The following is a 20,541-nucleotide window of genomic DNA, read 5'->3' on the forward strand; positions in this document are numbered from 1 at the left end:
GACCTGCTTTAAAAATATGGTCGGGCTGCCAGAAGTGTTAAAAGACGAATTGGAGGATGTTATGGAGCGATTTGGAAGAGGGTATAATGCTTCTAGATATGACGATGCATACAAGAATCTTGTGACTTTAGTTGAAATTATCCTAATAGGTTACAATTCAAAGGATAAAAGTGGGAGAAAGAAAGATAAATTTGCGAATCGATTAGCAGCTGCAATTGCGCAAGATGCAGATGCGCAGTCTGTGTATTACAATGCGCTGAGAATGTATAAAGAACGTTCAAACGAAACTCATGAAGGGAATAATCTAAATATTACAAAAGAAGCGTTGAAAGAACTGCGTTGTGCAGTAAGGGAACTGGTACAGAACTTTATAAGCTTTGCCAAAAGCCAGTATGGAGGCATTACTGATAAAACATTTAATGACATAAAGAGAGAATATATAATAGGCTTATTGACACAGATTAATACATTGCAGACAAATGGTTTGTTATAGTTATGTAGAGATGGAGTTTCTGTAGATAGAATATTTACTATTTGTGAATGACAAAAGATGTGAAAGAAAAAATATTAAAAGAAATTTTGTAAAATTAAGTTGGAGTTAGTCAAGGAGTTCTTGTGGGAAAGAGGTAATACCGTTGAGACGGTAGTATTGATGACAAGAAAATAGAATCAAGCGCCAGAAAGTGGCGTGTTTCCGAGCTTTTTCGGAAGTTGGGATTTAAAGCCTAACTACTGAAAAGGCTCGATTGTTTTATATGGAAACATATCTACTACGAAAATATGCTAGCATTTTACAAGATTTTCATCAAATTCGGTAAGGTCGGAAGGCTGGTCTAGGATGAAATCCTGTGATTCTGTGATTCACTGCAGTTGTTTATCACACTGTACTGTATCCATTGAGGCCTGCTGGTGTTTTTTCCTGAGTGCAAAAATCTGGTCGGCAATCTCATAGTAGGCTTCTTTGTTGTTGGTCTTTTTAACAAGATCCTGCTGAAACTCCATAAGTTTCTCATCAATACCATCCGTGGTGATTGCAACAGAGGATTTGATGACTGATGTGATGCTTTGTTGTAGTTGTTTCTGATATTTGGATTTATCACCAAGAAACTTGTTTAAGGCGATGAGTACAATTTCTTGTAGGTCAGGATCGTTGATGGTCCTGACATGGCATTCAAGACTAGTAGGTTCAAGCCTGCCAATGCAGTGCTAGACGATGGATTTATAGCCACAGTTGTTCCAGTGAATTTTTCTGAACATTTCAGCTCAGACAGAGTATAAAACAAAAACCCTTAGCAGTGTGGAAAAGGATTATTTGGAAAGTATAAGGTTATTGGAAAAAAATGGAAAACAGTTCTAATAAGTTATCTAGTGAATGGAGATAAAAACTTGCTAGAAAGGAAAACATAAAATGAAAATTATTGAAATAATGGATAGAAATCTGTTGGTGATAGAACAGTTACTAGATGTATGGGAAAGTTCTGTAAAGGCAACACATCTCTTTTTAAATGAGAATGAAATAGAAAATATCAAAAAATATGTACCACAGGCATTAAGAAAAATCCCTCATTTAATTATTATTGAAAATGAAAATCAAATCCCTGCAGGTTTTATGGGGATTATAGAACAACATCTTAAAATACTTTTCATTTCTGATGAAGAAAGAGGCAAAGGGCTAGGGAAAGAATTGCTTAAAGTATGGATTAGAAAAATACTTTGTTAATGACTTAGCGGTTAATGAATAAAATCCTCTTGCTAAAGGCTTCTATAAACATATGGGGTTTAGAATATATAAAAGAACAGAAAATGATGAACAAGGGAATCTGTATCCACTTTTGTATATGAGGCTAGATTGATAAATTAGAATTTATTGGAGTGTATATTACATTTTCTCCACTCATTATAATAATTTAAAGGATATAAATTTTGCTGTTACCAACCGCAATTTACATGCCCTTGTTTTTTGTGTTTCTTCCTATCATTTGTAGTTCGTTTTCTAGAATGGTTTCTGCATTTCATGATGATGGATTATATTCAACCTTGGTGTTGCCTCTTTAAACCATTGAATGTTTAAAACTCTCAAATGACATGAAGGAGACAATTGATTATTAGTGGAATTTAAAGTAGGTTTCAAATATGATACTGAGAAATAGTTAAGGACAGGAGATATCTATGATAATTGGAACTCTTGCTTTTTTGTTATGTAATTATGGAATAGTGACATATATGACAATCATCAGTCTATTATTTCCTATTTTTACGTGGTATAATAAATTATCATATTTATTCAATATCTTTAGAATGGGTCAGGTAAATTTTGTGATTAAAAATAATTTAGAAATAGACATAATGGTTAAGTGCATGGAAGAAGGACTTATTCAGGCACAGCTTACTGAAATGGTTGGAATATCTGCTCCATATGTTAATAGAATCATTAATAATCCAAAGGGTACTGTAAATAAATTTATTAGCATGATGAAACAACTTAGACATGATATTTAGTTTATTTATGTAAAAAGATAAGTATGGAGGTATCAGATGAATATACAATTAGCAAAAGCAATTTCATACGCTGAGATACGTTTAGAATATAGAGTCTATCTTGAATCTTGCGGTTTGGCAAAAAACACAGTTCAAACAGCATATAATGATAGTTTCTATCTGTGGAATAAATCAGGCCAAGATATTTTTTGGAAAGTAATTTTAGACGATGATTTTGAAAATGTAGCAAGAAGAGAGTTATTAGCAGTTCTTAGAAAAAATACTACTGGGGATTCCCAGAAACTTATAAATGGATATATGTCACATTTGAGGAGATTTCGTAAATTCTTACAAGTTGTGCCAGAAGCATTCGCAAAGAATAAATTAAATATAAAAAATGATACAAAAAGAGTACCAATGCCATGTCCTGAACAGCTAGAACATTACTTGAAGTTATGGAATGAATTAGAGAACTATCATCTACAAGAAAATGCTCTTGATAAACTATTTTATGAGTTGTGTCCTGAGAATAAATCTATTTCTGATATTTTGCTTAAAGTTGCAACATTAAATGATTTTTATAGTACAAATATTTTCTCTGTATATTCAGTTGCAAAGCATATATATGAATTGGATATTGATAAACGTTTGCAATTAGGTGATGTAACGTTAGTAAATGATATAAAAAAAGTTGCTATTAATGGGAAAACTCAAAATTTCTATTCTTTTGCAACTAAGTTTTGTAGTCATCATAGACCTCTTGATTATCCAATTTATGATAGCTATGTTGAAAAGGTGTTACTGCATTTTAAGAAATTAGATAACTTTACAGAATTTGTATCTACAGATCTGAAAAACTATTCAAGTTTCAAGGAAATACTAATATGCTTTGGAGAATTCTATGGTTTAAGTGATTATAATTTGAAGGATATTGATAAATACATATGGCAGTTGGGAAAGGAGTACTTCCCAAAAAATTATAAAAAAAGGCAAAACAAAAGTGAAAATATAGGAAGTATTTGTTATGAGCAGATGTTTTATCTGGATTATGAATAAGGAGATATTGTTATGCAAGAAAAAGAATTTACAGAAAAGGATTGGAAACTTTTTAGAAAGAAGATAGCCAATTGGCAAGAAAATTACATGGATAAACTTAATAAGGAATATATAGAATTACTCAGTGAAGATATCAATCCATCCGAAAAATTCTGGGATTTAAATAAGAGAATAAAGGAAGATAAAGAGAAAGTCGGCGTATGTGCACAAATGAGTTGATCACAATTGATTTATAATATTGTTTCTCTTATTAATGAAGGTGCAATAGATTTTGAAGACTTAGAAGAATTTAGTGATCAGTTAAAAGAAAGAGTGAAGTTTATATTGAACTGTAATGAATTATATTTATAGTCATGCTGATAACAGATAGGAGATATCATGGAATTTATAGATCAAGTCAAAGAACAATTAAAGAAAATGAATGAGACAGAAAAAGATACATGGATATTGAATCAAGCAAAATTATTATCTGAGAATAAACAAAATGACTTTTTAATGTCACTTTATGGTGAAAAGAAAGTTATTGATTTGCCATCATTACAAGAAATAGATGAATTTGTTCATAAAGTGACTGATGGTGATATTTATATTGAATATGAAACATATTATTGTGAATTTGATAGTGAAGGTCATTATATGGATGATTGGGAAGTTGAGTATCATGATGTATTTAATGCAATGAGGTTCTTAGATAGAATCTTTAGAGGTTGTCATCAATTATTACTTTTAGAAGAATATCAGACTGTTTCAGATATATTCAATCGAATAGGAAATATTCGTTTTAGTATTCAAGAATCTATAGATAGTGAAGATAGTCCCGTTGAAGAGTTTTTTACATTATTAGAAGCAAATCATGAAGGTATGCTTTCAACAAATTTAAGTGAAGTTGGGAAAGATTGGATAAAATCTGTTTATCATTTGATCAAGAATCAAAGTGATAAAGAACAAGCGATAATGTTTATTGAAATGTTTGATTATCCATTTTGTCTGAATATCAAACCTAATATACTTATTAATGAAAATGTATCACAAGAAGTATTTGAGATTATGGCAAAAATATTAGAACAAAAAATCAATAATATGGAATCATATATAAAAAAAGAGTTTCCAAATGAAGGTTATTCATATAAAAAATATAAAGTGATTGAACAAGTTGATAGATATAAAGGAATGCTTCAGGATATTCATTTAAAATGTTTGAATGATATTGTTGATAAGAGTCAAACCAATGATAATCTTGCTTCTTCATAGGAATGGATACAGGAAAATATACGATGGTTGAGTTATGAACCTTATATTGATGATCAGGTAGAACTGAGATTTGTCAATCATTAATTGAAAATGGGGATTTGGAAGACGAAGAATAGGATTTAAGAAAGACAATTTTACAGAATATTGTTGAAAATAATTATTATGATTATTATTGTTGTGATGCAATGTTGAAATTGACTGAGCACCTGTGTACAAATAAAGAAGAATATCTTTTCTATGCAAGTGTATTGGAAACAAAATCAAGATACCAGAAGAAGGCAGCCTATATCTACCATAAGTATGGAAGAAATGATAAATATATTGCTTATCTTGAAAATTATTTAAATCGTCAAAGTGAAGAGTATGTAGATTTAATTACATATTGTATGGAAAATAAGTTCTATGAAGATGCAAAACGTGTAGCAGATATTGGATTAGAAAAATGTCGTGAAGATTTAACATTGATTTTCATTTGTTTACTTTTAGATGCACAAAGAAATCAAGATAAAAAAACTTTTCAGAAATTATATGCTAGTGCAAAAAGGTGTTAATGTGTAGATATTAATAAAGTGAATAATGTATTGAATGCTCAAAAAATATTATAGTTGATAATATTTTATCCTAGGATGAGTCCTAATATAGGAAATGGTGAGGGGGTGATAGTCATGTGTGGTGGCATTATTGCACAAAAGATTGTAATGACCCATGTAGAAGTTTAAAAAATATTTTACATGGGAGGATTAGAAAATGAAAGAAAATAAATATGATGATGAAACGTTTTTTCAAAAATACAGTGAAATGAATCGTTCAAAGAATGGTTTAAAAGGTGCTGGTGAATGGTCTGAATTGCAGAAAGTACTACCTGATTTTCAGGGAAAGCATGTACTAGATTTAGGTTGTGGTTATGGATGGCATTGTTTATATGCTGCCATTCATGGAGCAGAGTATGTTTTAGGAACTGACATTTCTAATAAAATGTTAGAAATTGCATTGGAGAAGAATGGACATCCACATATTGAATATCGTCAAGGTGCTATGGAAGATCTGAATTTATCAAATGAACAATTTGATATAGTCATGAGTTCATTAGCCTTACATTATGTTTTGGATTATGAAAATTTGGTTGAGAAGATAGAAAAATGGTTAAAACCTAAAGGATATTTTGTGTTTTCCGTAGAACACCCATTGTTTACGGCAGAAGGTAAGCAAGATTGGTATTATGATAATCAAGGGAATGTTTTACATTTTCCAATTGACAATTATTTTTATGAAGGAAAAAGAGATGCTGTGTTTTTAGGTGAACATGTGATCAAGTATCATCGGACATTAACGACATATCTTAATACCTTGCTCATACATCATTTTGAATTATTAAACATTATTGAACCGCAACCACCACAGGATATGATGGATTTACCTGGAATGGCTGATGAAATGAGAAGACCAATGATGTTAATTGTTCTTGCTCAAAAGAAGTTTTGATATGTTTTATTAGAATAAATAAAGAGTAGTTTTCAGGAGGAAATACTATGCATAAAAATGGATGTTTAATATGTGGTGAAGAACTGGTTTACTCAAATTATGAACAAGAAGCTGAATGTGTTTTTTGTCATCAGAAGTTTAAGACACATGCTATCTGTCCACATGGTCATTATGTTTGTGACACATGTCATGCCCAAAAAGGAATTGAGGTCATCAAAGAAATATGCTTACATATGAAATCACGTTCATCTATAAAGATTATTCAAAAAATTATGGATTCTCCATATATTTGTATGCATGGACCTGAACATCATATGATGGTAGTAGCATCTTTGTTGACAGCTTATTTTCATGCAGGTGGGGACATTGATTTATCTATAGCTATTGATGAAGCAATAGAAAGAGGAAAAGAAGTCCCTGGTGGTGTATGTGGTTATTGGGGTTGTTGTGGAGCGGCTATATCAGCAGGAATCTTTTTAAGTATTATCTTACATACTTCACCTTTAAGTCATGAAAGCTGGGGGTTATCTAATCAATTAACTGGTCAGTGTTTACAGCGTATTGGTGAAGTTGGTGGGCCACGCTGTTGTAAAAGAGATTCCTTTATAGCAATTGAAACAACTATTCATTTTGTTGAAGAACATTTTCATATCAAGATGCAAAAAGAGAAAATAAGTTGTCATTATCGTCAAAATAACCGTCAATGTTTAGGAACAAGGTGTCCATTTTTCCAAAAATAAACATAAAAGGGTATACAAGAGAAAACATTTGTTATATAGTAATACAAGTATATCAGGAGGTTGAAAGATGATTGAAATATTAAAAGCCATCTTATTTGGAATTGTTGAAGGTGTGACTGAATGGTTACCAATCAGTAGTACTGGACATATGATCTTATTAGATGAATTTATTAAATTAGATGTTAGTGCAAAGTTTTATAGTATGTTTCAGGTTGTTATTCAATTAGGGGCGATTATGGCTGTTGTTGTTTTGTTTTGGAGTGATTTCTTTCCTTTTGGAAAGAAAAATAACAAACAGCCAATGAGTACAACAGGTATTTTATCTTATGTAAAAATGGATAAAATTATTTTATGGTTTAAAATCTTAGTTGCTTGTGTACCAGCTGCTATTGTGGGTATTTTGTTTGATGAACAGTTAGAAGCTATGTTTTACAATTATCAAACTGTTGCTATTGCATTGATTGTCTTTGGGATTGCATTTATTGTGATTGAAAATCGTAATAAAAGACAATATTCACATATTAATACATTAACAGATTTAACCTTTAACACTGCCTTCCTTATTGGGATTTTCCAGTTAATAGCAGCTATATTCCCAGGAACATCACGTTCTGGAGCAACAATAGTAGGTGCTTTATTATTAGGAGTATCTAGAACTGTGGCTGCAGAATTTACATTTTTCTTAGCTATACCGGTGATGTTTGGGGCATCTTTATTAAAGATTGTTAAATTTGGATTGGTTTTTACAACACAGGAAATGATTATTTTAGTGATTGGAATGATTGTTGCATTTATTGTATCCATATTGATTATCCAATTTTTAATGAATTATATTAAAAAGCATGACTTTAAAGTCTTTGGATGGTATCGTATTGTTTTAGGGTTAATTGTTTTGGCTTATTTTGTATTTTTAAACTAACACGATGATTTATCGTGTTTTCTTTTATGATAATATCGTGTAAAATAGAAACATGGAGGTTTTATTATGGCTAAATATGTAAAAGAAATTGCAGGAGATTATGATCATTTTATTGCATATATTGATCATAAAATGATGAATAGCAGTATTTCTGTTGATATTGAAGATAAACATAAAACAAGGGTCAATAATGTCATGTGTACTATTCTTGTTTATGAACGTTATAGTTATAGTGGGGGAAATAGAGTAAGTATGAATATTACAATTTTAGGATATCAAAAAAGTATTCAAGTTGTTGCGATTACATCAGGAGGAAGTACAGGAACTTTCTTCAAAATTAATACGATTGGTGAAGAAAATTTTTTAAATAAATTCATTGAAATTATAGAAGAATATAGAGGTGACGAGAATGTTAAAATATCAAAGAATAACAGAGGCTGATAAAGAACTTTATCACTTTTGTTTAGAACAAAAGGAATATTATAAAGTTGAGAATCAGGAAGTGACATGGGAATATGTTCAAAGTGATATGCTGCCTCCTAAAGGATTTGAAAAAGAAGAACATTATCATTATAAAATTTATGATCAAAATGATATGATTGGTTATATTGATTATTTAATTGGTTATCGTTATCATATGCTTCATGATGATTCTTATATGTGGATTGGCTTATTTTTAGTTAATCAGAATCAACAAAGACAACATTATGGAAAAAGAATCATTGAGTATATAATCAATAAGCATCCTTTTGTGACTCATATTCAACTCGCATGTTTACAAAACAATTTTAAAGGATTAGCATTTTGGAACGCTCTTGGTTTTCAGCCGATTTCTCAATCGTCATATAAATCTTTAAATGTAACAGTTTTCGAAAAAGAGAGGAATACTCATGACTAAACAAAAGTTTCAGCATATCTATAATCAAACGAATCAGCAATGTCAACAATTCGAAAAACAATCCAATCAATATGCTCTTATTCGTTTTGGTTTTCTTGTTCTAATGATTATCTGTATCTTAGTTGGTTATTTTCAACATAAATCATTTTTATATATGATATCTTTATTATGCATCGTTATATTTTCAATAATGGTTTATTTTCATAATCGTATTAAAAAAGAACTTTCTTATCATCAAGCTTTTTTAACAGTTTATGAAAAACATTTATTAAGAATGAATAATCAATGGCATCAATTTCATAAAACAGGTGAAGAGTTTCTTGATGATAAAAATTATAAAGCTCTTGATTTAGATATTTTTGGGCATCATTCTTTATTTCAAATGATTAATATATCTTTTACTCAAAAAGGTCAGGAAGAATTAGCTTTTCTGCTTACCAATGATCATCAAAAAAAAGATATTGAAAAACGTCAGGAAGCTGTTAATGAGTTATCACAGCATGAAGATTTTGTTTTAAAAATGGAAACTTTAGGAACGATGATTCCTGCACATAAAGAAAAAATTGTTAAGCGCTGGCTTCAACAATGTCTTGAACAACATATTTCTTCCATAACACCTTTTGTTTTTATTGTATCACTCATTACGCTCTTAGGGTTACTTGGTGTTTGTTTTTCAATTGCATTACCTTACAGTCAGATTGTTTTAGAAATTGGAGCCATTTTTCAATTATGTTTTGCTTTTTTCTATCTTAAAAAACATAATGATTTATTTGAACCTATCAATGACTTATGCACAGGTTTAAAAAGTTACGCACATATTTATGCACATATTCACAATCAACATTTTGAAAGTCCTTATCTGAGAGAATTACAACATGAAATTTGTATTGATGGTCAAGCTCAGGAAGGAATTCATGAATTGTATAAAATTTCTCAAAGAGTCACATATCGTCAAAATATATTTGCATATATTATATTGAATGCCTTTGGATTGTTTGATTTTATGATTAGAAATCAATATGTGAGATGGTTAGAGAAATATAGTTCATCTGTTTCTATATGGTTTGATGGTTTAGCTAAATTTGAAGCGCTAATGAGTTTAAGTGTATTGAAAATTGATGATTTTCATGTAACAATGCCTCATATCACATCTCAAAAAACGTTAAAAATGAGGTCAATCAGACATCCATTGATTGCAGATGAAAAAGTTGTAGGTAATGATTTTATCATGCAAGATTCTTTATGCATTATTACTGGTTCAAATATGTCAGGAAAAACAACATTTATGCGGACAATTGGATTAAATCTTGTTTTGGCTTATGCTGGTGGTTTTGTTTTTGCTGATGAATTACAATGCTCGTGTATGCATATCATGACATCAATGAGAGTTAAAGATAATGTTGAAGAGGGAATCTCAACATTTTATGGAGAACTCTTAAGAATAAAGGATATGATTGAGTATGCAAAAAAGAAAGAGCCTATGTTATCCTTAATTGATGAAATATTTAAGGGAACGAATTCTTTAGATCGTATAGCTGGTGCAAAAGCAACAATTCAGAAATTATCATTGCCTTATGCATATACATTTTTGACAACTCATGATTTAGAGTTGAGTCATATGCAAGCGTTGAATTATCATTTTGATGAATATTATCAGGATAATCATATTTGTTTTGATTATCGTATAAAAAAGGGCCCATCACAAACAACAAATGGTCAATTCTTATTAAAACAATTAGGTATATTAGATGAATAGTGATTTACAAATTTAAGAATTTGGTATAGACTTTATTCATTCATATTATATAAGGGGGAATGACGATGGAAGAGAAGACAATGCGTGATATGTTACCATTGACTTTTAAAGAAGAAGTTGGAAATGCTATTAGCCATGGCGTTATGGCACTTTTATGTTTAGGACTTCTGCCATTTTCAGCAGTTTATTCATATATGAAAGGTGGGACTATAAGAGCAGTTGGTGTTTCTATTTATATTATTTGTTTATTTTTGATGTTTTTGATATCCACAATTTATCATAGTATGGATTATCAGACTGAACAGAAATATGTCTTTAGAAAACTTGATCATATTTGTATCTATCTTGCGATTGCTGGAAGTTATACACCAATTGCATTGTGTGTTGTACAGGGATGGATAGGTATTTTAATTTTGATTTTAGAATGGGGTGCAGTTATTGCAGGAATTTTATTAAAATCAATTTCTAAGAAATCTTATCCAATTTTATCAACAACTATTTATTTAGTCATGGGGTGGACTGCAGTTTTCTTTATTCAGCCTTTATTAAATCAAGCATCAATTTTATTTTTATTATTAATTGTAGCAGGTGGAGTCATGTATTCGGCAGGTGTATTCTTTTATTCAAAACATAAGAATTATTTTCATTTTGTTTGGCATTTGTTTATAAATGCAGCAAGTATTCTTCATTTTATTGCGATTGTATTTTTAATGTAAAAAAGAATAACTTAGCGTTATTCTTTTTCATTTTGATAATATGTATCTAGTAGTCTTTCAGCAATTGTCTTATACTGATTGCTTAATGCACAAAGTAATAATAACATTGTTGTAAATTGATCAGGGTCATTTAAATTCATTTGATTGTGGTTAATGAATGATTGGAGAGACGCTGTAACAGAATGTGATACTTCTTTTTTTTGATTTAAAAACTGATTATAGATAGGTTCTATTTTTTCAGTACTCTCATGATATGGTTGTAATACTTTTTTTATTTCTTGAATAGAAATTGTATTTTTTAATGAATAAATTAATAACATTTGAAGAATATGATCTTTTGAATACTTTTTTCCTTTAATGGGTTTTAAAAGACCTTCTTTAGAATAATTATTAATCATAGTTTTTGTTAGCAGTTTATCATCTTTATATCTTTTATTATCAGCTAAATTAATATCAAATAGTGTCATAATCTGATCCATATAGAGATCCAATGAAGGAATATCCTGTGATTTGAGATCACTAATATTTTCTACCTGAATAAGAATATCATCAAATGCTTTGTTGTTCATAATTTCACCTCTTTTCTTATCATACATGATTTTAAAAAAAATAACAACATCTCGTTGACAAATGTATAAATTAAGATATAATAAATACATAATGTAGTTATTAAAACTATATAAAGAGGAGTTGGTAGTATGAAAAAAATATTTCAAAAGGCAATGGATCCAATTAGTAGTGAAACACATTTTATTGGAGCCTGTTTATCACTTATAGGATTGCTAGTAATGATTTTTATTGGAATGAAAGAACATATTGATTCAAATATGATGGCAGCTACAATTGTTTTTGGATTGTCACTTGTTGCATTATATAGTGCAAGCAGTATTTATCACTTTTATCAGGGAAATCAAAAGATAAAAACGATTTTACGTAAATTAGATCATTCTATGATTTATATTTTGATAGTTGGAACATATACACCAATTGCTGTGTCTTGTATGACAGTTCCACATGTTTACTATTTTTTAGGAATATTATGGATGATTGCTGTGATTGGCATTATTGTGAAGGTTTGTTGGTTAAATGCTCCACGAGCAATTGCAACCGCTATTTATTTGATCTTAGGATGGGCTATTATCTTTGATTTTCAATCTTTCTCAAGTATTTCAAGTGATTGTTTAACAATGATTGCAGCAGGTGGAATTGCTTATTCAATAGGTGCATTTATCTACATTTTTAAAAAACCTAATATCAGTGCTGCTTTTGGATTTCATGAATTATTTCATATCTTTGTTATGTTAGGATCAGTGCTTCATTATTTAGCAGTCGTTATATATATCCTTTAAAAACACTTTATGTGTTTTTTTCTTTGCTTTATGTATCATTTTTGCTTATAATAGGGAATAGGTGATAAAATGAAAAAATTAAATTTAACATATAAAAATATTGTATTATATGTTGTGTCTTTTGTTATTATAGTCGGTGGAGATCAAATTACAAAAATTATTGTTGATCATACACTTTCATTAGGAGCAAGTTATTCTATTATAGATCGTTTCTTTTATTTTACATATTCTCATAATGATGGAGCTGCATGGGGAATATTATCAGGGAAATTAAACTTGTTTTTTGTGATAGCTATTATTGCGACAATTGGAATTATTTATTATTTTGTACAATCTCAACCTTATCAGAAATTAACACGTTTTGGATTGGTATTGATTTTTAGTGGTATGATTGGTAATTTGATTGATCGTATTTATTTTGGATATGTCAGAGATTTTATTGATTTCATTATATTTGGTTATGACTTTCCTATTTTTAATGTTGCTGATATGGCCATTACGATTGGGTTTGTACTGGTCATTATAGAAGTCGGAATAGAGGAGTATAAAGCATGGAAGATATCAAAATCAGAGTTATAGAAGAACAAGTAGGAAAGCGCGTTGATAAAGTATTAGCGCAGGTATTAAGTGAGTTTTCAAGAACGCAAATTCAGCAGCTTATTCAAGGTGGACATGTGAGTGTGGCTGGGAAAGTTATAAAAGCAAGTTACAAGGTAGAGATGAATGATGAGATACTTGTCCATATACCTGAACCTGAAAACTCGGATGTGTTACCAGAAAATATTCCATTAGATATTGTTTATGAAGATGAGGATGTTGTTGTGATTAATAAACCAACTGGCATGATTGTTCATCCTTCGGCTGGAATTTATAGTGGAACACTTGTCAATGCTTTATTATATCATTGTCATGATTTATCAGGTATCAATGGAGTTATGCGTCCTGGTATAGTTCATCGTATTGATAAAGAAACAAGTGGTTTGCTGATGGTAGCTAAAAATGATAAAGCTCATCAAAGCTTGAGTGAACAATTGCAGCAGCATACAGTAACACGTCGCTATTTGGCATTGGTTCATGGATTAATTCCTCATGAGTTTGGACGAATTGAGGCACCAATTGGTCGTGATCCCCACGATCGTCAAAAAATGACGTGTACGGATAAGAATGCAAAAGATGCAATAACAAATTTTAAAGTTATTGAACGTTTTAATGATATGTCACTCGTTGAATGCCGATTAGAAACTGGACGTACACATCAGATTCGTGTTCATATGCAATATATTGGCTATCCTGTTTATGGTGACCCACAGTATGGGTTAAGAAGAGATGATACATCACATGGACAATATTTGCATGCAAAAATTTTAGGATTTATTCATCCGTCAACAGGTGAAGAAATGTATTTTGAATGTGATTTGCCAGATTATTTTGAAGAAAAATTAAGAGAGTTAAGAAAAGAAATGGAATAGGAGGAATGCATATGTCTAAAGTGATTAGTTGGGACCAGTATTTTATGGGAATTGCAAAACTATCAGCCTATCGTTCTAAGGATCCAAATACTCAAGTGGGAGCTTGTATTGTTAATCCTGATCATAAAATTGTTGGAGTCGGATATAATGGTTTGCCTTGGGGCTGTGAAGATGATGAGTTTCCATGGGCAAATAGAGATGGAGAGATGTATAATACAAAATATCCTTATGTTGTACATGCTGAATTGAATGCTATTTTAAATAGTATTCAAAATCTGAAGGGGTGTCGCATTTATGTTTCACTATTTCCATGCCACGAATGTGTCAAAGCAATAATTCAAAGTGGTATTAAAGAGATTATTTATGAAGATGATAAATATAGTGATACACCTAGTGATAAAGCTGCGAAACGTATGTTAAATGCAGCAGGTGTACAATATACAAAAATGGAAAAATTTGATATAGAAATAAAGTAGAGAGTCGATTTGATTCTCTACTTTTAAAAAAATGAAAATTGGATAAAATAAAAAGAATGGATAGCCATTCTTATTGATCTTCGATGAGAGTTTTAACTCTTTTAGTGTTTGTAAAGTTAAGTTTTGCAACTTTCATCAACATCTTTTCGCCATATTTTGTCGCAATCTTTGCAGCAACACTATCAACACTTGTGCTAGTCCCACGACAAAGATTCATTTTTAAACTCTTTGTCATATTAGCATAGTATTGTAAGTAAGCATAACGAGATAAGATTTCAGCAGCGACAATTGCCATATATTTTTTTTCGGCATCTGATTCAAACATTAAATCTTTAACAACTATAACTTCATTTTTAAGATAGTTAAAATACGTTTTTGGAGAAACAAATTGATTGATCACCTTGACCTTTACATTTTGCTTAACTTTCTGCATTACATTAACTGTAGCCTGATTGTATAGTTTTGCTTTAATATTTGCTTGATTGAAACCTTCCTGGACCATTTTATTGTAATGTGAATTATCTAAAATTAAAAGACTGTATATTAACTTATCTTTAATCAGCTTTGCACAATTGACAATATCCTGATTAGAAAGACGTGATAAATCATCGATTTTTAATTCTTTTAATAATTCAACATCAGCTTCAGTAACATAACATGCGACAACACATATAGGACCTAAATAATCAGCTGAACCTGTTTCTGCACATCCAATATGGTGAAGAGGAAAGATATCTTCCACATTAGATGTCAATTTTGCTAATTCTTTAGCAACCTTTTTAGACCAATGTTTTGCTTCCTGCAAGGCATTTTGTCCACTTAATTCTACTGTTCCATCAATTTTCGCAACGATATCACAACCAATTGCATGCGCTTTAAATATAAGGTTTGTGTCATCAACTGGAACCATTTGGCTATCATAATATTTTTTCATTTTCTCCAATGTACTATCTTTCACTTTAAGTATAATTGGTTCCACGATAATCACCTCAGTACTATTTTAACATATTTTTGTCTATTTTGACAGAACAATTTTCAAATGTTATAATATCTAAGTTTATAAGGAGGGTAATATTATGAATTTACATATGATTGATATTATTTTTGTCATTTTTTTCATATTTATGGCAATTATTGGTTATATAAAAGGTTTTGTTACAAGATTATATGATTTTATAGGAATGATTGTTGTTTTATTCTTATCATATTTTTTGGCAAAACCACTATCTTCAATTATAATATTATATAAATATGATGCAACTGATGTTTTTGCATCAATGATTGGTCAAATGATTAATCAAATCATGATTTTTATTATCTTATTATTAGTATTGATGGTTATTAAAAAATTATTAGGTCTTGTTATTAAACCTTTGCTAAAAGGTTTAATGGAGACTTTCACATTAACTTCCTTTGTTGATAAAACATTGGGTTTGCTGTTAAGTTGTATAGAAAGTGTTATGATAGCTTATTTAGTATTAGTATTTATCGTTATGCCTTTTGTTAGCGAAGGAACGACATTGATTCAGGAATCACTTATAGCAAGTCGAATTGTGAAACTTGTTCCAGATGTGAGTGAATCTATGATGGATATGACACAGTATTGGAAAGGTAATCCGACAGAAACTATTGATTCTCCTGAAACACTTACAAAACTTGTGCTGACAGCTATTGACATGAATCTTATTGATACAAATCAGGCTGAAAAAATATTAACAGATCATGTTTTAGAGTCTTTAGAAGAAAAAAATATTTCCTTAACAGAAAGTCAAAAACAACATATAGAAAGGATATTAAAAGAATCTGGATATTCTCAAACACAACTTGAGAATATTCTCAAAAATATAAATGTGAGTGGTGAATAATGAAAACAATATATGAAACATTAGAAATGAATGAAATCAAACATCAAATACAAACTTATTGTGCCTCGACATTAGGTAAAAAACAAATAGAAGATTTAATGTTGTTTGATGATCTTGATGATTTAAATGAATCTTTAGATAAAGTTGATGAGGCAATGCGTTTAATTGCGATTCAAGGACGCATGCCTTTGGGTGGATTATCTGATATTATGATGTATTTAGAAAAAGCCAATCGTGATGGAACTTTACTTGGTGATGAACTTTTAAAAATTCTTCATCATTTAGAGTGTATTCAAAGTGTTAAAAATTATCTTTTATCAAGTGAAGTCAAAACGCATTATTTACAAGAATTAAGTGATGGGCTTGTTGAACATCCACATTTAATGAATGAAATCAGAAGATGTATTATGCCTGATGGACAAGTCAGTGATCATGCAAGTCAAACATTGAGTCATATTAGAAAACAGATACGACAGATTCAATCGCATATTCGTTCACAAATGGATGCGCTTGTTAAAGAATCTAAAGATATGCTTTCTATTGATCAAATGACAACAAAGAATGATCGCCTTGTTTTGCCTGTTAAATCAAATTATAAGAGTCAAATCAAAGGACTTGTTCATTCTCAAAGTGCAACGGGGCAAACGCTTTATATTGAGCCTGAAAATATTGTGAATATGAATAATCAATTGAGTGTCTATCAAAGTGAAGAAAGAGAAGAAGTGATGCGTATTCTTTATGAGATTTCACAAATTGTGAAAGGACATTTTATTCATTTTCGTTTTAATTTAGAAATATTAGAGGAACTTGATTTTATTTTTGCAAAGGCTCAATATGGCTACATTCATCAATGTTGTCGACCTCATATTGAAGAAAAGGGACATCGGATTTCTTTGAAGCAGGCACGTCATCCTTTGATTGATGAAAAAAAGGTTGTAGCGAATGATATTATATTATTACAGCATCGCATGTTATTGATTAGTGGTAGTAATACTGGTGGAAAGACTGTTACTTTAAAAACTGCTGGATTATTATCTTTAATGGCGATTTGTGGGATTCCTGTTCCTTGTTTGGAAGCACATATTCCTTTGTTCGATAATATCTATGCTGATTTGGGAGATGAACAGTCTATAGAACAGTCGTTATCAACATTTTCTAGTCATATGATGAAGATTATTGATATCTTAAAACATGCAACTGCAAGGAGTTTAGTCATTCTAGATGAAATTGGTTCGGGAACTGATCCTCAGGAAGGGGAAAGTTTGGCTGAATCAATTTTGACGAGATTTATTGAAATAGGATCTTTTGTCTTAGCTTCTACTCATTATGGTAAGTTAAAGACATTTGCAAAGGAACATCCAGAAATATTGATGGCTGCTGTTTCTTTTGATTTAGAGGCAATGCGCCCAACATATCAGTTAAAACTTGATAGTGTTGGACAATCTTATGCTATTGAGATTGCACAGTTGTTGGGATTGGAACAACAGATTGTAGATCAGGCTCAAACTTTAAAGATTGCTTCTATGAGTGAGCATGAACGACTAATGGAACTATTAGAGAAAAAACAAGAACAGTTAGAACAAAAAGAAACAGAATTACAGCAATTAATGATTCATAATCAAAAACTGGAAAAACAATATCATCACCAGCTTCATCAACTAGAACAACAAAAAAATGAACTGCTAAAAAAAGCCAAAGATGAAGCCAATCAATTATTAGAAAATGCAAAAGAAAATATTGATTTGGTTGTTGAGACAATCAAGACATCATCATTAAAACAACATGAAATTATTCAGGCTAAACATGATTTAGAGCAAATGAAATTTATGGCTCAAGAGCCAATAATGAAACAGGAACATTCTTTAAAAGTTGGAGATCGTGTTAAGGTTGTTAAAATGAATCGTGAAGGGGATATTGTTGAGGTACTTAAGAATCATATGATTACTGTATCTTTGGCAGGATTAAATATTAAACTTCATGAAGATGAAGTGATATATATGCATCCGGCAACAAAAATTAAAAATGTTAAGAAAGCTGCAGTTAAAAAGTCAACAATTACGAAAACAGGAACTTATGAAATTAATGTTATAGGAAAACGCTATGAAGAAGCGATGGCATTGGTTGATAAGTTCTTGGATGATGCTTTAGTTTTAGGTTATCCTCATGTACGTGTTATTCATGGCATGGGAACAGGTGTTTTGCGTAAAGGAATCAGAAAAATGCTAGATAAAAACAAACATGTTGTTTCTTATCGTGATGGCGGACCTAATGAGGGTGGATTAGGTGCAACACTGGTTTATTTTGAATAATGAATGATTTAATTAGAAATAAACTCTCTTTATTACCAGCAACACCTGGCTGTTATTTAATGAAAAATCAAGAGGGTATAATTATTTATGTTGGAAAGGCAAAAAAATTAAAAAATCGTGTTCATTCTTATTTTGTGGGTGCTCATAATTATAAAACAACAAAACTTGTGAGTGAAATTGTTGATTTTGATTACATTGTGACTGATAGTGAAAAAGAAGCATTATTACTTGAAATTAACTTAATCAAAGATTATGCCCCTAAATACAACATTATGTTTATGGATAATACATATTATCCGTATATTCAAATGACACATGAAGAACATCCAAGATTAAAGATTGTTCGTCATGCAAAAGAAAAGAAAGCTAAACATTTTGGACCTTTCCCTGATGCAACTGCTGCAAGAGAAACATATAAATTATTAGATCGTTTATATCCACTAAGAAAATGTAATCATATTCCTAAAAAACCTTGCTTATACTATTCATTGAATCAATGCTTAGCACCTTGCATACATGATGTTGATGCAGAAGAATATATTGAAATAAAGAAATCTATTTCTAAATTATTAAATGGTGATATAAAAGATAAAGTTAATGAACTGACAGAAAAAATGAATAAGGCAAGCGAAGAATTGAATTTTGAACAGGCAAAAGAATATCGTGATTTAATTTCACATATTCGTTATGTCACTGCTAAACAGCATGTCCAGTTTAATGATCAAATTGATCGTGATATTTTAGGTTATTATGTTGATCATGGTTATTTAAGTATTCAATTGTTTTTTATGCGTAATGGAAAATTACTTTCCAGAGATTTGAATTTAGTGCCCATTAGTGAAAATGTAGAAGATGATCTCCAACAGTTTATTGTCAGTTTTTATCAAAGCAATACTTTACCTAAAGAAATTCTTTTGCCTACAGATATAGAAATCGATGTATTACAGGAAATTTTGGATTGTAAAATATTAAAACCACAAAAAGGTAATAAATATTCCTTGGTTCAAATGGCTATTGAAAATGCGAAAGAATCTTTAGAAAAGAAATTTCAATTGATTCAAAAAAATGAAGCAGCAACAATTGGTGCCATGCAGCAGCTTGGTGAATTGCTGCAAATTAAGACACCTCATGTTATTGAGTTGTTTGATAACTCTAATATTCAAGGAGCTTATGCAGTTGCTGGAATGGTTTGCTTTAAAGATGGGCTGCCTTCTAAAAAGGATTATCGTAAATTTAAGATTAAAACAGTTGAGGGTCCTGATGATTATGCGAGTATGCGAGAAGTTATTTATCGTCGTTATTATCGAGTATTAATGGAAGGGTTAACACCACCAGATATGGTGATTGTTGATGGGGGATTGGGCCAAATTCATGTTGCAAAAGAAGTTATTGATTCATTAAATATGCCTATACAAGTTTGCGGCTTAGCTAAGGATGATAAGCATTCTACAGCAGTTTTGCTTGATAGTGAAGGGAAAACTATTCCTATTAATCCTAAAAGTGAATTGTTTTTCTTACTAACGAGAATGCAAGATGAAGTGCATCGTTATGCAATTAGTTTCCATAAGAATGTTCGCTCTAAATCATTATTTTTATCTGTTTTAGATGATATTGATGGAATAGGTCCTAAACGTAAAAAGCAGCTCTTAAATCGTTTTAAAAGTGTTAAAAAGATGAAGGAAGCATCGTTGAATGACTTATTGGAAATTTTACCTGAAAAGGTTGCTGAAGAACTTTATCAATCTTTACATATTGATATGAACGAATAATTGTTTTT

The 20,541-nt window shown here is 30.4% G+C and carries 25 protein-coding genes; 22 read left to right on the forward strand and 3 right to left on the reverse strand.

The genetic code is table 11. The features are described 5' to 3' along the window. A partial coding sequence (locus BN350_RS19105) for a hypothetical protein (protein ID WP_044600291.1) occupies positions 1–493 on the forward strand: 493 nt, incomplete at its 5' end. Positions 494–861: 368 nt separating this feature from the next. Here BN350_RS19105 and BN350_RS20655 read toward each other — a convergent pair. Continuing rightward, positions 862–1,002 carry a hypothetical protein gene (locus BN350_RS20655; RefSeq protein ID WP_155849104.1) on the reverse strand — a complete coding sequence of 47 codons (141 nt, stop codon included), beginning with the start codon at positions 1,000–1,002 and terminating at the stop codon, positions 862–864. A 406-nt stretch (positions 1,003–1,408) separates the two neighbouring features. Between BN350_RS20655 and BN350_RS19115 the strand changes: the two genes are divergently transcribed. The 14 genes from BN350_RS19115 to trhA (BN350_RS11195) all read left to right on the forward strand — a co-directional run bounded on the left by BN350_RS19115 (position 1,409) and on the right by trhA (BN350_RS11195) (position 11,296). Further along, on the forward strand, positions 1,409–1,720 hold the full coding sequence (locus tag BN350_RS19115; protein ID WP_231385274.1) for a GNAT family N-acetyltransferase: 312 nt from the start codon (positions 1,409–1,411) through the stop codon (positions 1,718–1,720). Positions 1,721–2,169: 449 nt separating this feature from the next. Next, positions 2,170–2,499, forward strand: a complete 330-nt coding sequence (locus BN350_RS21370) for a hypothetical protein (RefSeq protein WP_231385275.1) — start codon at positions 2,170–2,172, stop codon at positions 2,497–2,499. A gap of 36 nt (positions 2,500–2,535) precedes the next feature. Then, positions 2,536–3,534 carry a hypothetical protein gene (locus tag BN350_RS19120; protein ID WP_187117133.1) on the forward strand — a complete coding sequence of 333 codons (999 nt, stop codon included), beginning with the start codon at positions 2,536–2,538 and terminating at the stop codon, positions 3,532–3,534. 12 nt (positions 3,535–3,546) lie between these two features. Next, positions 3,547–3,753, forward strand: a complete 207-nt coding sequence (locus tag BN350_RS11150) for a hypothetical protein (protein ID WP_028043659.1) — start codon at positions 3,547–3,549, stop codon at positions 3,751–3,753. Positions 3,754–3,759: 6 nt separating this feature from the next. Continuing rightward, positions 3,760–3,885 (forward strand): hypothetical protein, encoded by a 126-nt coding sequence (locus tag BN350_RS21690; protein ID WP_261797187.1) that lies wholly within the window; start codon positions 3,760–3,762, stop codon positions 3,883–3,885. Between the two features lie 27 nt (positions 3,886–3,912). Next, positions 3,913–4,785, forward strand: coding sequence for a hypothetical protein (locus tag BN350_RS20295; RefSeq protein WP_081652904.1), 873 nt, complete (start codon positions 3,913–3,915; stop codon positions 4,783–4,785). A gap of 185 nt (positions 4,786–4,970) precedes the next feature. Further along, positions 4,971–5,336, forward strand: a complete 366-nt coding sequence (locus tag BN350_RS20300; protein ID WP_081652905.1) for a hypothetical protein — start codon at positions 4,971–4,973, stop codon at positions 5,334–5,336. Positions 5,337–5,532: 196 nt separating this feature from the next. After that, on the forward strand, positions 5,533–6,267 hold the full coding sequence (locus BN350_RS11165; RefSeq protein ID WP_028043660.1) for a class I SAM-dependent methyltransferase: 735 nt from the start codon (positions 5,533–5,535) through the stop codon (positions 6,265–6,267). 47 nt (positions 6,268–6,314) lie between these two features. Then, positions 6,315–7,007 (forward strand): DUF5714 domain-containing protein, encoded by a 693-nt coding sequence (locus BN350_RS11170; protein ID WP_028043661.1) that lies wholly within the window; start codon positions 6,315–6,317, stop codon positions 7,005–7,007. 67 nt (positions 7,008–7,074) lie between these two features. Then, a complete protein-coding gene (locus tag BN350_RS11175) occupies positions 7,075–7,926 on the forward strand; it encodes an undecaprenyl-diphosphate phosphatase (RefSeq protein WP_028043662.1) in 852 nt (283 codons plus the stop codon). 66 nt (positions 7,927–7,992) lie between these two features. After that, positions 7,993–8,367: a DUF6054 family protein gene (locus tag BN350_RS19130; protein ID WP_044600292.1), complete on the forward strand. Its 375-nt coding sequence runs from the start codon at positions 7,993–7,995 to the stop codon at positions 8,365–8,367. Further along, on the forward strand, positions 8,336–8,824 hold the full coding sequence (locus BN350_RS11185; RefSeq protein ID WP_028043663.1) for a GNAT family N-acetyltransferase: 489 nt from the start codon (positions 8,336–8,338) through the stop codon (positions 8,822–8,824). The genes BN350_RS19130 and BN350_RS11185 overlap by 32 nt, the downstream gene beginning before the upstream one ends. Beyond that, positions 8,817–10,580 carry a MutS-related protein gene (locus BN350_RS11190; protein ID WP_028043664.1) on the forward strand — a complete coding sequence of 588 codons (1,764 nt, stop codon included), beginning with the start codon at positions 8,817–8,819 and terminating at the stop codon, positions 10,578–10,580. Before BN350_RS11185 ends, BN350_RS11190 begins: the two co-directional genes overlap by 8 nt. Positions 10,581–10,645: 65 nt before the next feature. Continuing rightward, entirely contained in the window at positions 10,646–11,296 is a 651-nt protein-coding gene (gene trhA / locus BN350_RS11195) for a PAQR family membrane homeostasis protein TrhA (RefSeq protein ID WP_028043665.1), read from the forward strand. Between the two features lie 17 nt (positions 11,297–11,313). Here trhA (BN350_RS11195) and BN350_RS11200 read toward each other — a convergent pair whose 3' ends face one another. Beyond that, entirely contained in the window at positions 11,314–11,865 is a 552-nt protein-coding gene (locus BN350_RS11200; RefSeq protein ID WP_028043666.1) for a DUF1836 domain-containing protein, read from the reverse strand. Between the two features lie 129 nt (positions 11,866–11,994). Here BN350_RS11200 and trhA (BN350_RS11205) point away from each other — a divergent pair, with 129 nt between their 5' ends. The 4 genes from trhA (BN350_RS11205) to BN350_RS11220 all read left to right on the forward strand — a co-directional run bounded on the left by trhA (BN350_RS11205) (position 11,995) and on the right by BN350_RS11220 (position 14,590). After that, positions 11,995–12,645, forward strand: a complete 651-nt coding sequence (gene trhA / locus BN350_RS11205) for a PAQR family membrane homeostasis protein TrhA (protein ID WP_028043667.1) — start codon at positions 11,995–11,997, stop codon at positions 12,643–12,645. A 69-nt stretch (positions 12,646–12,714) separates the two neighbouring features. Further along, positions 12,715–13,224, forward strand: coding sequence for a signal peptidase II (gene lspA / locus BN350_RS11210; protein WP_028043668.1), 510 nt, complete (start codon positions 12,715–12,717; stop codon positions 13,222–13,224). Beyond that, complete coding sequence (locus BN350_RS11215; protein ID WP_028043669.1) at positions 13,197–14,114, forward strand: RluA family pseudouridine synthase; 918 nt, start codon at positions 13,197–13,199, stop codon at positions 14,112–14,114. Before lspA ends, BN350_RS11215 begins: the two co-directional genes overlap by 28 nt. A gap of 11 nt (positions 14,115–14,125) precedes the next feature. After that, complete coding sequence (locus BN350_RS11220; RefSeq protein ID WP_028043670.1) at positions 14,126–14,590, forward strand: deoxycytidylate deaminase; 465 nt, start codon at positions 14,126–14,128, stop codon at positions 14,588–14,590. A gap of 70 nt (positions 14,591–14,660) precedes the next feature. Here the strand turns inward: BN350_RS11220 and rnhC are convergent, their stop codons facing one another. Beyond that, the gene (rnhC, locus tag BN350_RS11225) at positions 14,661–15,569 is read right to left on the reverse strand and encodes a ribonuclease HIII (protein ID WP_028043671.1); all 909 of its coding nucleotides are present in this window, start codon (positions 15,567–15,569) and stop codon (positions 14,661–14,663) included. A gap of 97 nt (positions 15,570–15,666) precedes the next feature. Here rnhC and BN350_RS11230 point away from each other — a divergent pair, with 97 nt between their 5' ends. The 3 genes from BN350_RS11230 to uvrC are packed head-to-tail and all read left to right on the forward strand — an operon-like array spanning position 15,667 to position 20,533. Continuing rightward, positions 15,667–16,455, forward strand: a complete 789-nt coding sequence (locus BN350_RS11230) for a CvpA family protein (RefSeq protein WP_044600293.1) — start codon at positions 15,667–15,669, stop codon at positions 16,453–16,455. Then, positions 16,455–18,764, forward strand: a complete 2,310-nt coding sequence (locus tag BN350_RS11235) for an endonuclease MutS2 (RefSeq protein ID WP_028043673.1) — start codon at positions 16,455–16,457, stop codon at positions 18,762–18,764. The genes BN350_RS11230 and BN350_RS11235 overlap by 1 nt, the downstream gene beginning before the upstream one ends. After that, positions 18,764–20,533 carry an excinuclease ABC subunit UvrC gene (uvrC, locus tag BN350_RS11240; protein WP_028043674.1) on the forward strand — a complete coding sequence of 590 codons (1,770 nt, stop codon included), beginning with the start codon at positions 18,764–18,766 and terminating at the stop codon, positions 20,531–20,533. Before BN350_RS11235 ends, uvrC begins: the two co-directional genes overlap by 1 nt. Positions 20,534–20,541 lie beyond the last annotated feature (8 nt).

Origin of the sequence: Candidatus Stoquefichus massiliensis AP9 (genome assembly GCF_000455285.1) — a bacterium.
GTDB lineage: Bacteria > Bacillota_I > Bacilli_A > Erysipelotrichales > Coprobacillaceae > Stoquefichus > Stoquefichus massiliensis.

What these genes read in the sequence shown, in the direction of transcription:
- BN350_RS20655 (WP_155849104.1), bottom strand. Translation starts at nt 1,002, where the DNA reads ATGGAGTTTCAGCAGGATCTTGTTAAAAAGACCAACAACAAAGAAGCC.
- BN350_RS19115 (WP_231385274.1), top strand. Translation starts at nt 1,409, where the DNA reads ATGAAAATTATTGAAATAATGGATAGAAATCTGTTGGTGATAGAACAG.
- BN350_RS21370 (WP_231385275.1), top strand. Translation starts at nt 2,170, where the DNA reads ATGATAATTGGAACTCTTGCTTTTTTGTTATGTAATTATGGAATAGTG.
- BN350_RS19120 (WP_187117133.1), top strand. Translation starts at nt 2,536, where the DNA reads ATGAATATACAATTAGCAAAAGCAATTTCATACGCTGAGATACGTTTA.
- BN350_RS11150 (WP_028043659.1), top strand. Translation starts at nt 3,547, where the DNA reads ATGCAAGAAAAAGAATTTACAGAAAAGGATTGGAAACTTTTTAGAAAG.
- BN350_RS20295 (WP_081652904.1), top strand. Translation starts at nt 3,913, where the DNA reads ATGGAATTTATAGATCAAGTCAAAGAACAATTAAAGAAAATGAATGAG.
- BN350_RS20300 (WP_081652905.1), top strand. Translation starts at nt 4,971, where the DNA reads ATGTTGAAATTGACTGAGCACCTGTGTACAAATAAAGAAGAATATCTT.
- BN350_RS11165 (WP_028043660.1), top strand. Translation starts at nt 5,533, where the DNA reads ATGAAAGAAAATAAATATGATGATGAAACGTTTTTTCAAAAATACAGT.
- BN350_RS11170 (WP_028043661.1), top strand. Translation starts at nt 6,315, where the DNA reads ATGCATAAAAATGGATGTTTAATATGTGGTGAAGAACTGGTTTACTCA.
- BN350_RS11175 (WP_028043662.1), top strand. Translation starts at nt 7,075, where the DNA reads ATGATTGAAATATTAAAAGCCATCTTATTTGGAATTGTTGAAGGTGTG.
- BN350_RS19130 (WP_044600292.1), top strand. Translation starts at nt 7,993, where the DNA reads ATGGCTAAATATGTAAAAGAAATTGCAGGAGATTATGATCATTTTATT.
- BN350_RS11185 (WP_028043663.1), top strand. Translation starts at nt 8,336, where the DNA reads ATGTTAAAATATCAAAGAATAACAGAGGCTGATAAAGAACTTTATCAC.
- BN350_RS11190 (WP_028043664.1), top strand. Translation starts at nt 8,817, where the DNA reads ATGACTAAACAAAAGTTTCAGCATATCTATAATCAAACGAATCAGCAA.
- trhA (WP_028043665.1), top strand. Translation starts at nt 10,646, where the DNA reads ATGGAAGAGAAGACAATGCGTGATATGTTACCATTGACTTTTAAAGAA.
- BN350_RS11200 (WP_028043666.1), bottom strand. Translation starts at nt 11,865, where the DNA reads ATGAACAACAAAGCATTTGATGATATTCTTATTCAGGTAGAAAATATT.
- trhA (WP_028043667.1), top strand. Translation starts at nt 11,995, where the DNA reads ATGAAAAAAATATTTCAAAAGGCAATGGATCCAATTAGTAGTGAAACA.
- lspA (WP_028043668.1), top strand. Translation starts at nt 12,715, where the DNA reads ATGAAAAAATTAAATTTAACATATAAAAATATTGTATTATATGTTGTG.
- BN350_RS11215 (WP_028043669.1), top strand. Translation starts at nt 13,197, where the DNA reads ATGGAAGATATCAAAATCAGAGTTATAGAAGAACAAGTAGGAAAGCGC.
- BN350_RS11220 (WP_028043670.1), top strand. Translation starts at nt 14,126, where the DNA reads ATGTCTAAAGTGATTAGTTGGGACCAGTATTTTATGGGAATTGCAAAA.
- BN350_RS11230 (WP_044600293.1), top strand. Translation starts at nt 15,667, where the DNA reads ATGAATTTACATATGATTGATATTATTTTTGTCATTTTTTTCATATTT.
- BN350_RS11235 (WP_028043673.1), top strand. Translation starts at nt 16,455, where the DNA reads ATGAAAACAATATATGAAACATTAGAAATGAATGAAATCAAACATCAA.
- uvrC (WP_028043674.1), top strand. Translation starts at nt 18,764, where the DNA reads ATGAATGATTTAATTAGAAATAAACTCTCTTTATTACCAGCAACACCT.